This is a genomic window from Shewanella sp. 492 (genome assembly GCF_059338445.1).
Genome location: NZ_CM181702.1, coordinates 1,948,968 through 1,964,279, shown reverse-complemented (window position 1 = coordinate 1,964,279; position 15,312 = coordinate 1,948,968). Strand labels below are relative to the sequence as shown.

Sequence of the window (15,312 nt, the reverse complement as noted above, 5' to 3'; positions counted from 1 at the left end):
GCCCGCTTTCCCTAGCCGATAAACACCTCATTTGTCCCTGAGGAACAGATATTGCGCAATCTCGCTAAACTCAGATAAACAGCGGCTGTGGTTGAAGATAAATATAAACCCCTGACATCAGTTAGCGATGTTAAAGGCACTATAAGATCATTGATGTGGGCCATGCTACTGAGCAGAGGTTCTACCATTAACCTCACCCAAAAGCGCGATAAAATCGGCTTTAGGCAAGGGGCGAGAAAAATAATATCCTTGCACCAACTCAATGCCCAGCGACTTTACCAAATCTAATTGTTCTGTATTTTCAACACCTTCAGCAACTACACTAAGCTCTAGTGCTTGACTCATTTTAGTGATGGCATTTACTAATGCTTGTTGCTTAGTCGAGTGCTCGCAGTTATGGATAAAACTTTTATCAATTTTGAGTTGATCGCTTGGAAAGTGATACAGATAAGACAGTGATGAGTAACCTGTACCAAAGTCATCCACCGCAATACTGCAGCCCAACTGCCGTAACTGAGCTAATTGATCGACTAAACTACTCGCTTGCTGAATTAACACCGACTCGGTGATCTCTAGTGTTAAGCGCTTATAGTCAAATGGTTTATCGAGAGTGCTAACAATTGACTCAATCGAAGCCAGTACACCTAGCGGTTGCGAGTGCATCATTAACTCTTGGCTTGATACATTAACCGCGACCGAAAAATCATAACCCTCGCCATGCTCCACAATCAAGTGCATCGCCTGTTCTCGTACCCAATGACCAATATCGATAATTAAGCCGCTCGACTCTGCAACTGGTATAAATTCATCTGGGCGGATAAATTCGCCAGCATGACACCATCTTAATAACGCTTCAGCGTGTGTTATTCTACCGCTAGCGATATTAATAACGGGTTGGAAATACACTTCAAACTCATTATTCAGTAACGCCGTTTTCAGCCACGAGTACAATAACGCCAGACGCTGGGCGTTGTCGCGCATGGTTAGATCAAAAAAAGTGAACTGATTTCGGCCTGCATCTTTAGCGGCATACATGGCTTGGTCGGTGCAATTAAGTAAGGACTCTAAGCTGTCGGCGTCTTGCGGGTAAAGCGCAATTCCGATACTCGAGCTAGTGTAAACCCGTTGAGTATCACTGAGTAAATACGGCTGCGCACACGCCTCGTTTAAGGCACCGGCCAACTCGCCGATTATCTGTTTATCAAGCAGGTTGGGCAGTAGTATTGCAAATTCATCACCGCTAAGCCGACCAACAACACCTTGAGGGGGTTCGGTGTGTGACCCAATGACGTCACTGAGCCGCTGCGCGACCTGTATTAATAGTTGATCACCATAATGGTGGCCTAGGTTATCGTTAACCTGCTTAAAATTATCTAAATCCATCAGCATCAGGGTAAAACCGTAACCCAACTGACTTAGGTCAATTTCTGCTTCAATGCGTTGCAGTAGTTGGGTTCGATTGGGTAAAGATGTTAAGGCATCAAAATTAGCTTGGAAGTCTATTAGGGCTAGATCTTGTTTTCGCACACTAATATCGAAAAATAGCCAAGCATAGAGCCGTTCATCATGGCGGATATCGTCTACCAGCATGACGGTCATATCTGCATAAAATAGGCTGCCGTTCTCGCGGCTGAGCTGCACTTCACCTTGCCAATGAACATGATCATCAAGTTGATTGAATAACCCTGCCAACGGGTGTTTTTCATCGCACAAAATATGCCTGCCAGGAACGAAATGCTCACTTGCCGCCGTCGTTTGCATCAGTTGGTAATAACATGGGTTGGCATCGAGCACACGCCACTGGTCATTGGTGGTAACTAAGGCGATAGGAAGGTGGTTGAAAATAGCACTGGCTTGACGTTGAAACTCAAACGCACGGCTGCGCTCAATGGCGAGACTCGCCAAACGCGCGGCTTCTTGGATTAACAACAAATCGACGGGCTTGGGTGACTTAACTTGCCCATAATACATGGCAAACGTGCCTAAGACATTACCGTTACTGCCTTTAATGGGCTCTGACCAACACGCCAGCAAATCATTATCAAGGGCAATCTGCCGATAATTACGCCAATTGGGATGGTTGGCAATATCACTAGCGATGACGCGTTTACCCGTATAGGCCGCTTCGCCACAAGAGCCGATCCCAACGCCAATCGGAAGCCCTTCGATGGCGTGGTTATAGCGGGCTGGTAAGCTTGGGGCAATACAAAACTGCAAGTGTTGCCCATCACTGCTAAGCAACAATACCGAGCTGCGAGTACCGGGCTGTTGCTGCTCAATTAAGCGCACTAGCGCCGCCAAAATATCACTCAGCGGCGCGCCAGCTAAAAGCATATTGAGAATTTTGTTATAACGTTTAATACTTATTTCAACATCGCTGCACTCATCAATAACGACATCCGTTACGTTATCCCCTGTCTGCATAGCTTTCCTTGTTTTTAGCGCTGCCCTGCGCGCTCTTTACACTATTACTTTATTGCGCTTACTCATCAGGTTATTCGGCATCACGCTTCATTCTAGCAAGATAAAAACCATCAAATCCTGATTCAGCCACACTGATGGTTTCATCATCGATAAAGCTAAAGTGTGGATTGGCGGCCAAAAACGCATCCACTTGTTGACGATTTTCTTGTGGCATTATCGAACAGGTGGCGTAAATCAATATGCCATCGACTTTGACCATACGGCTATAACTTTGCAAAATGTCTTTTTGCAGCTGCACCAGCACAGGTAAACGTTCTGGAGTGTCACGCCATTTAGCATCGGGATTACGTTTAAGGACCCCAAGGCCTGAGCAAGGCACATCGAGCAAGACTCTATCGGCGGTCAATTTTAGGCGTTTAATGGTTTTGCTGCTGGCAATGATCCGAGTTTCGACATTATGTGCGCCGCCACGTCGAGCGCGTTGCTTAAGGCTATCGAGTTTCCACTGCTCGACATCCATCGCTAACAAGCGACCTTTACCTTGCATTTGCGCTGCGATCGACAGGGTTTTTCCGCCAGCACCGGCGCATGCATCAATGACGCGCATGCCAGGTTTGGCGTCCACAGCTGCCGCAACCAGTTGTGAACCTGCATCTTGCTGTTCAAATAATCCCGCTTTAAAACTATCGGTGCGAAACAGTGCCGAGTCAGATGTCACCTGTAGCGCCGTGTCTACGCCATCAACGCGCTGAGTTTGTACCCCTTCGCGAGCCAATTTTTGCTGTAACTCTTCTGGCTGACACTTCAATAAATTAGTACGTAAAAATCGCTGTGGCGCCATGGCTAATGCGGCGCGCTCAGCAGCCCAAAGGCTGCCCATTTGTGCCACGCCGAGTTCGTCGAGCCACTCGGGGCAACCATCAAACAGCGGCTGGTCAAGCTTGGCATGCGCTAAACGCTGGTCAAAATCGGCTTGCTCTATCGTCAAGGTATATGGCAATTTGGGCAATTCAAGCCCATGGAACATATGCCAAGCATTAAGTAACCGTGAACCTAAACGTTCAATATCTACTGGCGCCATATCTGCTAAATAACAATACAGGTTTAACCGACGTAATAAATCGCCCGCTACGGTGGTGATCCTCGCCTGTTCTGAAGGCACTAACTTTAGCCCAGAAAAATGATGCGAATAGGCTCTATCTAAGGGTTTCCCCTCATTGAGCACCATAGTGAGTACATTAATAACTAATTCGGTTGAACTTGGAGAGAGTGACGCGTTTAGCATGATAAAGCCTGTTAAGAAAAATCGGGAGGATCATAGGAGTTAGCGCGCCAATACGCAAGTACAACGCGCGTAGCTAATGTGATAAAAATAAATAACGTTTGATACTTATATAAACGTATTACCTAAGCTGTCTGCACTGATATCAACAAGCATGTGAATGCTTATTGATATCTTAAGGCCACCATTTCAGCTAATAACGTCAGGTTATGATTTATCGGTCCATGGGTTAAAGCTAGGCTGTGAAGTGGCATTATCAGCCTTTTTACTTATAGAGTTAGTTTTACTGGCACCCGGTTGATGTCGAACAGACCCTGAGAGGCCCTTATTACCATCACCTTGAATGCTGCAGGTTGATTGGCCCTTACTCTTTTGTGGCATTTTGTTACCGTCATCTGCCGATAAAGCGCCTTCTACACGCTGTTTAGGTCGATAATTTAAAATTGAGGTTGGCACGGCTTTACGCGGCGCAAACCCTTCTATTTCTCGGCGCTCCAGTAAATGCCCCAAGCGACTTTCAATCATACATAAATTTTTAAAATCATCTTTAGACACGAGTGATATCGCCTGCCCTTGAGCACCAGCACGACCAGTACGGCCAATTCGATGTACATATTCATCGGCGGGGAATGGCAAGTCATAGTTGATCACCAAAGGCAGATTATCAATATCGATGCCACGGGCAGATATTCCAGTGGAGATAAGATACTTAATCTTACCCGCCTTGAAGTCGGCTAAGATCTGCTCTCGGATCGCCTGAGCGCGGCCGCTGTGAATGCAATCGGCCTCAATGTCACGCTTCTCGAGTTGGCTAACCAACTTCGCCGCGCCATGCTTGGTCTCGATAAAGATCAGCGCCTGCGGCCAATTATGTTGTTGAATAAGGTGACTCAGTAAGGCCGACTTTTTATCTTTATCGACTGTGGTGATCCACTGCTCGATATTGGGCTTGGCTGACTCATCTTTAGTCACCGACAAATGAATGGCATTGGGAACCGTCTCTTTTGCCAATTCGCGTACTTGGCGAGATAGGGTCGCTGAAAACAACAGGTTTTGCCTATCTTGAGGCAAACTGTCGATGATTTTGGTGATATCTTCGATAAAGCCCATGTCGAGCATTCTGTCGGCTTCATCAAGCACTAACACTTCAATTTCATCAAAATGAATCGCGCGTTGGGTGTAAAGATCCCTTAAGCGACCAGGGGTGGCCACCACAATATCGACGCCATCAATGAGTTGCTGCTTTTGCGCCGCTAACTCCACACCACCATAAATCGCCATCGATTTAAGGTTAAGGTATTTACCATACAGCGCAATGCTGTTGTCGACCTGCAGAGCTAGCTCGCGCGTGGGAGTTAAGATTAATGCCCGCGCCCGTTTTTTACGTTGCGTCTCACCGGTTGCTAGACGAGTCAGAATAGGCAACACGAAACTGGCTGTTTTACCGCTACCGGTCTGGGCTGCGGCAATCAAATTTTTCCCCTTTATCGCCAGCGGAATCGCTTCGGCTTGGATAGGTGTTGGGGTCGAATAGTCTAATTCGTTAAGCGCGGTAATTATGGCGGGGTTTAGCCCGAGTGTAGCAAACCCAAGTGATGAAAATGACATGTAAAATCTCAGTGTGAGTCCTAAACCTGACTTCAAGGCGCCTTGCAAGGCAGCATTAAACGCAAAATGGGACAAAAAAATTAGCTAAATAGATTGTAGCCCTGCTAACTTAATCAACAAGTCTATCAAGAAGCGGCACCACAATCGTGGCGCGGATTATAACAGAACTCCAGCAAGTGTATAAAACCCTTTGCGGCCAGTCACTCCACTGTGTGTGACTGAGCCAATCATAAAATCGACTTAGTGACCCTGATTAATCGCAATTAACCGGGTAATAAAACGCGTTAATGCGGCTGCATCGGCAAATTTAAAGCCTAAACCGTAATGGATACCGTTAAGACTCTTTTGTACTCGCTTAGGAAAACGAGTCATCTCACTATGGTGTACGAACCCTGTTTTATGTTTTACCCCATCAAGAGCAGTCAATTCAGTTAAAAACACTTCATAGGCCGGACGAATAACCAAGAGACAATCTTTTTCAGCGCCGTAGAGATAAAAAGGCTCTTTTAACTCGGGTAACATATATTCGGTCATTTTTTTAACCGTAAAATTAGTTCTGCAGTTAAGCTCGCTCAACAGCCCGGTGATGTCACTGTGTTCAATGGCCACGCTAATACTCCTGATAGATGATGCCCCTTGCCGATGATGTCGCCAGACAAGAGGCCGTTCGTTATGTTAACAGTGCACGGTCCAATAACCTACAAAACACCGCCATTGAATACGCATCACCATCACCACATAATCTTCAGTGCTGAAAGCGGCTTACATTTAAACAAAATAATATAAGTGATAAATGGGCTCGCGCCAAACGCACAAAAAAGCACCAACCCAAGGCATGGCAAGGCTTGTAGCTAGGGGTAATCGTTTATGTATAAGGAGAAAGTTGACCTAATTGGGCAAAATTGAATGATTTTAAGAAAAATCTATAAAACAATTCTAAAAGTATTGATATACTTCCCCCCGAATTTTAGAACGTAACTCCAATAGAGTAGAAAAATGACTGATTTATCAAAGTACAGAAACATTGGTATCTTTGCTCACGTTGATGCGGGTAAAACTACTACAACTGAGCGTATCCTTAAGCTAACTGGTAAAATCCATAAATCCGGTGAAACTCATGACGGTGAATCTACAACTGACTTCATGGAACAGGAAGCTGAGCGTGGTATTACCATTCAGTCTGCTGCTGTAAGTTGTTTTTGGAAAGACCACCGTTTTAACGTTATTGACACCCCTGGCCACGTTGACTTTACAGTAGAAGTATATCGCTCTCTTAAAGTACTAGATGGTGGTATCGGTGTATTCTGTGGTTCTGGTGGTGTTGAACCACAATCAGAAACCAACTGGCGTTATGCGAACGAATCAGGTGTTGCTCGTATCATCTTCGTAAACAAGTTAGACCGTATGGGTGCTGACTTCCTACGCGTTGTTAAGCAAACTAAAGACGTACTAGCGGCTACGCCACTAGTTATGGTTCTGCCAATCGGTATCGAAGATGAGTTCAAAGGTGTTGTTGACCTACTGACTCGTAAAGCATGGGTTTGGGATGATTCTGGTGAAGCAGAAAACTACGCCATCGAAGACGTACCAGCTGACATGGTTGACCTAGTTGAAGAATACCGTGAAATGCTAATCGAGACTGCTGTTGAGCAAGACGATGACCTGATGGAAGCTTACATGGAAGGCGAAGAGCCATCTATTGAAGAGATCAAGCGTTGTATCCGTAAAGGTACACGTAATCTTGACCTATTCCCAACATACTGTGGTAGCGCATTTAAAAACAAAGGTATGCAGCTACTACTAGACGCAGTTGTTGACTACCTGCCAGCACCGACTGAAGTTGATCCTCAGCCGCTGACTGATGAAGAAGGTAACGATACAGGTGAAGTTGCCCTAGTTTCTGTAGACGAGCCACTAAAAGCACTTGCATTCAAAATCATGGATGACCGTTTTGGTGCCCTAACCTTCGTACGTATCTACTCTGGTAAGCTTAAGAAGGGTGACACCATCCTTAACAGCGCAACGGGTAAGACTGAACGTATTGGTCGTATGTGTGAAATGCAAGCTGATGAGCGTAACGAACTTGAATACGCACAAGCGGGTGACATCATCGCTATCGTTGGCATGAAAAACGTACAAACAGGTCACACACTATGTGATGTTAAGCACCCTTGTACTCTTGAAGCCATGGTATTCCCTGAGCCAGTGATCTCTATCGCTGTGGCGCCAAAAGATAAAGGCGGCAGTGAGAAAATGGGGATCGCTATCGGTAAGATGATCGCTGAAGATCCATCATTCCGCGTAGAAACTGACGAAGACTCAGGCGAAACCATCCTTAAAGGTATGGGTGAGCTTCACCTAGACATCAAAGTTGATATCCTAAAACGTACTTACGGTGTTGACCTAATTGTGGGTGAGCCACAAGTTGCTTACCGTGAAACTATCACCAAAGAAGTTGCTGATAGCTACACGCACAAGAAGCAATCAGGTGGTTCTGGTCAGTTTGGTAAAATTGACTATGTTATCCGTCCTGGCGAGCAAAACTCTGGCTTTACATTTAAGTCATCAGTTGTTGGTGGTAACGTACCAAAAGAATTCTGGCCTGCTGTTGAAAAAGGTTTCGCCAGCATGATGAATACCGGTACTGTTGCTGGTTTCCCTGTGCTTGACGTTGAACTAGAACTTACCGACGGTGCTTTCCACGCAGTTGACTCGTCAGCTATCGCGTTCGAAATCGCAGCTAAAGGTGCGTTCCGTCAGTCAATGCCTAAAGCCGGTGCACAACTTCTTGAGCCTATCATGAATGTGGATGTATTCAGCCCAGAAGACAACGTTGGTGATGTGATTGGTGACCTTAACCGTCGTCGTGGCATGATCAAAGACCAAATGGCTGGTGTTACTGGTGTTCGTATTAAAGCAGACGTACCGCTATCAGAAATGTTCGGTTACATCGGCTCATTACGTACAATGACATCGGGTCGTGGTCAGTTCTCTATGGAGTTCGCTCATTATGCACCATGTCCAAACAGCGTAGCTGAGAAAGTTATTGCTGAAGTTAAAGAAAGAAACGCTAAGAAGTAATTTTGACTTTTTAGCTTAATTCTTAAACTTAAAAACCCTGACGATGTAAATCGTCAGGGTTTTATTTTTTTAATGGATAAACAATAAGATGAACAGTGCAAACAGCGTTGTGGTATTAGATTTCGAAACCACGGGTCTCTCCCCTACTCAGGGTGATCGCGCCATCGAAATTGGTGCAGTGAAATTGCAGCAAGGTGTGATTGTTGACCGTTTTCAGCAGTTAATTAATCCGGGGTTCAAGATCACTCATTTTATTGAGCAGTACACAGGCATTACCAATGCCATGTTAAGCGAGGCGCCTAGTAGTAACGTCGTGATGCATGATTTTGCCGACTTCATGGGTGACGCTAACCTCATTGCACACAATGCCAGTTTCGACCAGCGCTTTCTTGATGCTGAATTGGCACGGATACACCGCCACTATTCTGGCCGTTTTGCCTGTTCAATGTTGGTAGCTCGGCGTATTTACCCAGAGGCCAGTAATCATCAATTATCAACCTTAGTGGCCCATAATCGTATTGAGCAACAAGGTGACTTTCACCGCGCATTAGCCGATGCAGAGATGACCGCGTTGTTATGGCAGCATATTCTCGACACTTTATGTCAATGCTGGCGGTGCGTAACACCAAGTTTTGCCATGATGACAGCGCTGCAAAAACAGCCCAAAGCTAACCTTGAGCGTTTCTTTGCCAAATATGCAAATAAGTAAATTACTACAAGCTATCTCATTTAATCACGGACAAGCGATAACGTTTATTAGCTTCAATACACTGGCATGGCCGCATTATATTGAGCGTCACTTTTATACTGACACTTTAAAGTAACTCTTACTTTCCCAGCGAAGCTGACCTGCCGTTAGTTTTATAGCGGTCAACGCTAGTGTCAATTAAATACCCAACTCCTTCATTAAGTCATCAGTATCGTCGACCACCACCGCTTGATTGACCGATTTAGCCCAAGACGTCGACGCTCCGGTACCATGTTGTGCCAATAGCGCATCGGGATCGTGCTCTTCATCATGCTCAAAATCTGCCAATTTAATAAATTCGGTTTTATCCATGGCAAATTCAAGGTAAAAAATATGGTGTTGCGCTGTCTTAAATGCCACACGCCTTGCCACGGCTTCATCAAGGTTGGTATCAATGGAAATGGTCAGCTCTTTATTAATGGTGAGCATTTTAGGTTGGCTTTGATTAATCGAGGTTTGTAGTTCTTTATTCACCTTAACGATAAAGTCGCCTAAAATCTGATTCATCAGTTCGCCCATAATATCGGCGACTTCATCTGAGGTATGTGAGAAGGCTAACTCAGACTCAGGCATCCCCATCTGCTTCATATAAGCTTGATAAAGTTCGATAGCCGCCTTAGCTGAGAAGTTGATCACCACTAAACCAGAGAAACCACCATCGAAAATAGAGAAACAACCTAGATCAGGTTTTAAGCAGGTCTTATTAATACTCTGCACCATGGCAGCATGCGAGACTGGGCTCGATGTGGCGCTCGACAGCACGTGAGAAACCGAGTGGCAAAGCTTTAATAAAATATCATCTGAGGTGATCACTTGAGATGTCATCGTTACGTTTATTCCAAAAAATACAATGTTTAATTCTGCGCGTAAATGCCATAAAAATCAAAGCTAAAACAATATATTAGTCTGTCTAATCACTAAGCTAATGACTAAATAGTAACTTTTGACTTAAGTCACTGCTCGAATTCACTTCACCTGCGCTTTATTATTACCAAGTTTGTCTGTGTTATCTAAGGTATTAGGCTTGCACACTCATATCACGCCGCCGACTGACAGTTGGGTTTAACGAATCTATTAACAACTCCTGCCTAAATAAAAAATCCATTTCAGCTGGCTAAAGTAGACCTTAGTAGTAAGGCGACCCAATGAATATATATTTCGTGAACTTGATCAATTATTTAATAATTATAACCGCTTAAATCGACTATTCATTCTCGCCCCCACCGATGACAAGGTATATTGGCTGTAGATAATGGCTTGCAACATAAGTAGGGACATCATGCTCGCGATTCTTAGACGATTTACGATACTGCAACGGCTAATTTTTATGCTAGTACTTGCCGCAATTGGCACGTTCGTTTTTGCTAGTTTTTCAATTAATGAGCAACGCAATAATTTAATTAATGAGAAATGGGTACAAAACAATGCCCAACTCGCCACCATGTTAAGCATCATCAAGTCGCATTATTTCCAAGTGGAACAAGGTAAAATCAGTGCTACTGCAGCACAAACCGAAGCCGCCGAACTGGTTAATCACGCTCAATATGGCCAACATGGTTATTTCATCTTGTTTGATGACAGCAACAGTATTATCGCTCACGGCGGCAATACTGATTTAATCGGTCAATCGATCCAGGCTCTTGGTCATGCTGAGGCCTTTAAACAGCTGTTAAGTCAGGCACAGCACGGCGAAACCGCTCAACATATGATCGATATGCTCAACCCCAGTGACGGCAGCCAAGAACAGGCATTGGTCAGTGCCCAAACTTTTACGCCTTGGGGCTGGACCTTGATAACAAATGGCTACATGAGCGATGTCAATGACACAACCATCAGTGTGATGTATGACTATTTAGGCATTATGCTGCTGATTTCTCTACCTATTTTTGCTTTCTTCTTGGTGCTTAATCACTCCATTAGTGCACCATTGACCCAAGCGATTGATGCCATGAATGATATCGCCCAAGGTGAAGGTGACTTAACCAAACGTCTGCCTACTATAGGTCAAGATGAAGTGGTTGAATTGGCCAAAGCATTTAATGTTTTTGTCGGTAAAATCAATCATATGGTCGCAGAGCTGCAACCGGTAGGACATCATCTTAACCAAGACGCCGATCGTTTACTTAATGCAGTTAGCGAATCCAATGCCAGTGTCGATCACTTACATCAAGAAACCAGCAATGTTGCCACCGCCATAAACCAAATGTTGTCGACCACCCAAGAGATGGCCAGTAATACTCAGCAAGCGGCCGATGCCGCAAACAGTGTCAAACGACAAGCCCTTGACAGTAAAACGCAAATGGATAGCACGGTTCGTAATACCCATAAGCTGGTGGAAGAGCTGCGCAGTGCTGAGATGATCACCGAACATCTTGGGGTGTCTTCACAGCAAATTGGCAATATTTTAGAGGTGATCAGAGGCATCGCAGACCAAACTAATTTGCTGGCACTCAATGCCGCTATCGAAGCAGCTCGTGCAGGAACTCATGGTCGTGGGTTCGCCGTAGTCGCCGATGAAGTACGTGCATTAGCCAACCGTACTCAAGACTCAACGAATGAAATCCAAAAAATTGTGACTGATATTCAAACCGGTGTTGCGAGTGTTATCGCCAGCAACAATCAAAATCAAGGCCAATCTGAACAGCTACAGACTCAAGCCCAAGCGGTTGGTGACTCACTCACCGCCATTTTGGAGTTAATCGCCCATATCAGCGATATGAATACTCAATTGGCCAGCGCGACAGAGGAGCAATCTTTGGTGACAGAAGAGATTAATCGTAACGTCTGTAGCATAACCGAACTATCAGAAGTCTCAGTAAAAGCTAACGAAAGTAATCGCCTAGCAGCGGAGTCACTTAAGCAAATAAGTCAGACAAGTACCCAGATCTTGGGGCAATTTAAAGTGTAAGGCTAAAGCCTATACCAGATAGAGGAGCGCGATTTAGCGCTCCTTTTTTTTAAGTAAACTGTGATAAGCTTAACGTTATTGTTACTCCCCCTTAAGCGAGAGCTAGGATTATGGCGCGCATGACATTGGCAGTTCACCCGCAGCTTTACACTATCCACAGCTTTAGTCCTGATGCAATACTTGATCCTGCCGTGTTACATCAACCAATGTTTTTTATTGGGAAAACCAAAGATGAATTGTCTGTGGTGGTCCCAGCCACATTAGCCTTAAACAGTCTTGAGCAGGAAAATGATTGGCGTTGCTTTGAAGTCGTGGGGCCGCTTGGTTTTTCAATGACAGGTATATTGGCAAATGTCTCCGCCACCCTAGCTAAGGCACAAGTGAGTATTTTTGCTATTTCAACCTTCGATACTGATTATCTACTGGTTAAAAAGAATAAGCTTGACATAGCCATCACTGCGCTCAAAAAAAATAATTATCAGATCATTCATTATCAAGGTGAGTAGCAGTATTTTTCCTGGTTAAAAGAGTCCATTTATGTACCAAAAAACAGTGACCATCATGGCTGAGCACGGCATTCATACCCGTCCAGCGGCGTTATTAGTAAAAGCGGCGAAACAGTACGATTGTGATATCCTCGTCGAGTGTCAAGGCAAACATGCTAGTGCCAAGAGCTTGTTTAAGCTACAAACATTAGGCTTATATAAAGGTGTTTCTGTCACCGTCAGTGCGGACGGTGACCAAGCACAACAAGCGGTAGAGCATGTCTCTGCACTGCTGATCACCTTAAGTTAACAAGGAATTGAAGATGAGCATTACAGGTATAGCCGTGGCGGGGGAAATTGCCTTTGGGCAGGCGAAAGTGCTCTCCCCTTATAACAGCCAACTCGATTACCATCTGTTACCGCCTGCGCAGCTGGGCATTGAACAAGCACGACTCGATAAAGCGCTCGCCTCATTAATTCACCAAATCAAGCGCAGCGCAGCGCATCTCGCTCCCAGTAGTGAACATTACCAACTAATCGAGGCTGATTTACTGCTGTTAGAAGATGCAGAGTTGCAAGCGGAACTGCACACGGCAATATACCAGCAACAGTTTTCAGCGGCATTAGCGGTGGAGCATACTTTTGCTAAGCAAGCTCAAGCACTGCAGGCGCTGGATTCCCCTTATTTAGCCAGTCGCGCTGATGATGTCTTAGCGTTAGGCCAAAGAGTTATAACCACACTGCTCACGGGTAAATGCAGTACATTAACCCAGCTGCCCAGTAACAGCATAGTGATCGCCAAAGATATCACCCCTGCAGAATTTGCCTTGTTACCGTTAGATAACATCGCTGGTCTAGTGTTGCAGACGGGGGGGATTACCAGCCATAGCGCAATTTTAGCCCGGAGCTTCAATATCCCCACTCTGGTGGGCTGTGAATGCAAGCTTGAGGATATCGCCGATGGCACCCCCCTCGCCATCGATACCCTCAATGGCTTACTGTATATCAACCCAGATGCTGAGCAGATCACTCAACTGACACTCGCCCAGCAACAAGCATCACAACGCAAAACTGAACTTCTTAAGTATAAAAACCAACCTACTCAAACCGCAGATGGTCACGCGATTACCCTACTGGCTAACGTTGGCTGCATCAGCGAAATTAATCATCTTAGCGAAGTTGGCGGTGAGGGCGTTGGGCTATTTCGCACCGAATTTATGTTGATGAACCGCCAACAACTGCCCGATGAGCAGCAACAATATCAACTCTATTGTGATGCATTGCAGCTACTTGACGGTAGAACACTGACTATTCGTACTATCGATATCGGCGCTGATAAAGAGGTACCAGCTTTATCGATGCCCGTGGAAGAAAACCCAGCATTAGGACTACGCGGTGTACGATACACCCTCGCCCATCCCCAACTATTTTGCACGCAGCTTAAAGCCATTTTGCGAGCAGCCAATCAGGGGCAGATTCGATTAATGTTCCCCATGGTCAATCAAGTAGAAGATCTTGAAGCCATATTGGCGCTTATCGACCAGTGTAAAGCTGAGCTCATTGAACAAGAAAAGGGCTATGGTTCACTATCGATAGGTATCGTCGTCGAGACCCCCGCAGCGGTATTAAATCTCGATTCGATGTTACCACTGCTGGACTTTATCAGCATAGGGACTAATGACTTAACTCAATATGCAATGGCAGCGGATAGAGGTAACCCCGAGCTGATTAAACGCTACCCGGTACTCTCACCAGCTATCGTCAAGCTCATGAGTCAAACCATTAACCAAGCCAATGTAGCCAAGGTGACAGTCTCATTATGTGGCGAATTAGCCAGTAACCCACGCGCCACCGCCCTGCTGGTAGGCCTTGGCATTGATGAGTTAAGCGTCAACTTAGCCGCGCTATTAGAGATAAAACAAGAGCTCAGCCGCTGGACTTATACCGAGTGTGTCGAACTGGCGCAACAGGCTAGAGTGATTTCGCGCATAGATACACTAAATGAGTTGTTAACACGCTGTCACTCTTGATAATTTTTGAGTATGCTATCGAAAACATATTCACCGTTCAGCTGTGCATCAGCATAGGGGAAAATTAATGGGATTTTTAAGTCGAATTCGGCGTTTAGTGTCTGGCCAGCCGCCTGTCAGTGGTGGCATAGATGTATTCGCCCCCGTTTCGGGTGAAATTGTGGCGATAGAGAAAGTACCCGATGTGGTGTTTGCCGAAAAAATAGTCGGCGATGGCATAGCTATCGCCCCAAAGGGCAAGCAAATATTAGCCCCAATCGATGGAACTATCGGGAAAATATTTGAAACAAATCACGCCTTTAGCATTGAGTCGCCTCATGGCCTAGAGTTATTTGTGCATTTTGGTGTCGGCACAGTTGAATTACGCGGTAATGGGTTTAAGCGCTTAGCCGAAGAAGGCCAGCAAGTGAAGATGGGCGATCCTATATTGGAGTTTGATCTCGATTATCTGAAAACCCATGTAGAAAGTCTGTTGACTCCTGTGGTGTTGGCCAATATGGAAGATATTAAGCGTATTGATAAGCATCAAGGTTCTATCGAGGCAGGTAAAGACATAATCTTTTCAGTGCAGTTGTGAGCATCTCCCTTAACCCTAAAGCCCGCTTTAGGGTTTACCGCTTAACAATTACAGATACCTTTGTTAAAACAGCCCTTTCCTCTTAATATAACCAACATATCATTGCGGCCAAATGATGCAATAATCTTACAGCCTTCACGCAAATCGACTGATTTTATATCATTTATTG

At 45.2% G+C, this 15,312-nt stretch carries 12 protein-coding genes; 7 read left to right on the top strand and 5 right to left on the bottom strand.

Annotation, left to right across the window (positions count from 1 at the left end; all coding sequences use genetic code 11):
- Positions 1-165: 165 nt before the first annotated feature.
- The 4 genes from AC5YBX_RS08845 to AC5YBX_RS08830 all read right to left on the bottom strand — a co-directional run bounded on the left by AC5YBX_RS08845 (position 166) and on the right by AC5YBX_RS08830 (position 5,923).
- Positions 166-2,424 (bottom strand): bifunctional diguanylate cyclase/phosphodiesterase, encoded by a 2,259-nt coding sequence (locus AC5YBX_RS08845; RefSeq protein ID WP_494524771.1) that lies wholly within the window; start codon positions 2,422-2,424, stop codon positions 166-168.
- Positions 2,425-2,494: 70 nt separating this feature from the next.
- The gene (locus AC5YBX_RS08840; RefSeq protein ID WP_494524770.1) at positions 2,495-3,709 is read right to left on the bottom strand and encodes an RsmB/NOP family class I SAM-dependent RNA methyltransferase; all 1,215 of its coding nucleotides are present in this window, start codon (positions 3,707-3,709) and stop codon (positions 2,495-2,497) included.
- A 204-nt stretch (positions 3,710-3,913) separates the two neighbouring features.
- Positions 3,914-5,314 carry a DEAD/DEAH box helicase gene (locus AC5YBX_RS08835; RefSeq protein WP_494524769.1) on the bottom strand — a complete coding sequence of 467 codons (1,401 nt, stop codon included), beginning with the start codon at positions 5,312-5,314 and terminating at the stop codon, positions 3,914-3,916.
- Positions 5,315-5,554: 240 nt separating this feature from the next.
- A complete protein-coding gene (locus AC5YBX_RS08830) occupies positions 5,555-5,923 on the bottom strand; it encodes a hypothetical protein (RefSeq protein ID WP_494519146.1) in 369 nt (122 codons plus the stop codon).
- A gap of 387 nt (positions 5,924-6,310) precedes the next feature.
- On the opposite strand from AC5YBX_RS08830, the gene fusA reads away from it, so the two are divergent.
- A complete protein-coding gene (fusA, locus tag AC5YBX_RS08825; protein WP_494519147.1) occupies positions 6,311-8,395 on the top strand; it encodes an elongation factor G in 2,085 nt (694 codons plus the stop codon).
- 88 nt (positions 8,396-8,483) lie between these two features.
- Positions 8,484-9,104, top strand: coding sequence for a 3'-5' exonuclease (locus AC5YBX_RS08820; protein WP_494524768.1), 621 nt, complete (start codon positions 8,484-8,486; stop codon positions 9,102-9,104).
- Positions 9,105-9,281: 177 nt separating this feature from the next.
- Here the strand turns inward: AC5YBX_RS08820 and AC5YBX_RS08815 are convergent, their stop codons facing one another.
- Complete coding sequence (locus tag AC5YBX_RS08815) at positions 9,282-9,968, bottom strand: DUF3334 family protein (protein WP_494519149.1); 687 nt, start codon at positions 9,966-9,968, stop codon at positions 9,282-9,284.
- Positions 9,969-10,422: 454 nt separating this feature from the next.
- Here AC5YBX_RS08815 and AC5YBX_RS08810 point away from each other — a divergent pair, with 454 nt between their 5' ends.
- The 5 genes from AC5YBX_RS08810 to crr all read left to right on the top strand — a co-directional run bounded on the left by AC5YBX_RS08810 (position 10,423) and on the right by crr (position 15,143).
- A complete protein-coding gene (locus AC5YBX_RS08810) occupies positions 10,423-12,051 on the top strand; it encodes a methyl-accepting chemotaxis protein (protein WP_494524767.1) in 1,629 nt (542 codons plus the stop codon).
- Positions 12,052-12,161: 110 nt separating this feature from the next.
- Positions 12,162-12,557, top strand: a complete 396-nt coding sequence (locus AC5YBX_RS08805; protein ID WP_494519151.1) for an ACT domain-containing protein — start codon at positions 12,162-12,164, stop codon at positions 12,555-12,557.
- Positions 12,558-12,588: 31 nt separating this feature from the next.
- Complete coding sequence (locus AC5YBX_RS08800) at positions 12,589-12,846, top strand: HPr family phosphocarrier protein (protein ID WP_494519152.1); 258 nt, start codon at positions 12,589-12,591, stop codon at positions 12,844-12,846.
- 13 nt (positions 12,847-12,859) lie between these two features.
- Positions 12,860-14,566: a phosphoenolpyruvate--protein phosphotransferase gene (ptsP, locus tag AC5YBX_RS08795; protein ID WP_494524766.1), complete on the top strand. Its 1,707-nt coding sequence runs from the start codon at positions 12,860-12,862 to the stop codon at positions 14,564-14,566.
- 67 nt (positions 14,567-14,633) lie between these two features.
- Complete coding sequence (crr, locus tag AC5YBX_RS08790; protein WP_494519154.1) at positions 14,634-15,143, top strand: PTS glucose transporter subunit IIA; 510 nt, start codon at positions 14,634-14,636, stop codon at positions 15,141-15,143.
- The last annotated feature ends 169 nt before the right edge of the window (positions 15,144-15,312 follow it).

Bases quoted from the DNA above. Each gene is read 5' to 3' on its own strand.
- AC5YBX_RS08845 (WP_494524771.1), bottom strand. From the start codon at position 2,424: ATGCAGACAGGGGATAACGTAACGGATGTCGTTATTGATGAGTGCAGC.
- crr (WP_494519154.1), top strand. From the start codon at position 14,634: ATGGGATTTTTAAGTCGAATTCGGCGTTTAGTGTCTGGCCAGCCGCCT.
- ptsP (WP_494524766.1), top strand. From the start codon at position 12,860: ATGAGCATTACAGGTATAGCCGTGGCGGGGGAAATTGCCTTTGGGCAG.
- AC5YBX_RS08805 (WP_494519151.1), top strand. From the start codon at position 12,162: ATGGCGCGCATGACATTGGCAGTTCACCCGCAGCTTTACACTATCCAC.
- fusA (WP_494519147.1), top strand. From the start codon at position 6,311: ATGACTGATTTATCAAAGTACAGAAACATTGGTATCTTTGCTCACGTT.
- AC5YBX_RS08835 (WP_494524769.1), bottom strand. From the start codon at position 5,314: ATGTCATTTTCATCACTTGGGTTTGCTACACTCGGGCTAAACCCCGCC.
- AC5YBX_RS08815 (WP_494519149.1), bottom strand. From the start codon at position 9,968: ATGACATCTCAAGTGATCACCTCAGATGATATTTTATTAAAGCTTTGC.
- AC5YBX_RS08800 (WP_494519152.1), top strand. From the start codon at position 12,589: ATGTACCAAAAAACAGTGACCATCATGGCTGAGCACGGCATTCATACC.
- AC5YBX_RS08820 (WP_494524768.1), top strand. From the start codon at position 8,484: ATGAACAGTGCAAACAGCGTTGTGGTATTAGATTTCGAAACCACGGGT.
- AC5YBX_RS08840 (WP_494524770.1), bottom strand. From the start codon at position 3,709: ATGCTAAACGCGTCACTCTCTCCAAGTTCAACCGAATTAGTTATTAAT.
- AC5YBX_RS08810 (WP_494524767.1), top strand. From the start codon at position 10,423: ATGCTCGCGATTCTTAGACGATTTACGATACTGCAACGGCTAATTTTT.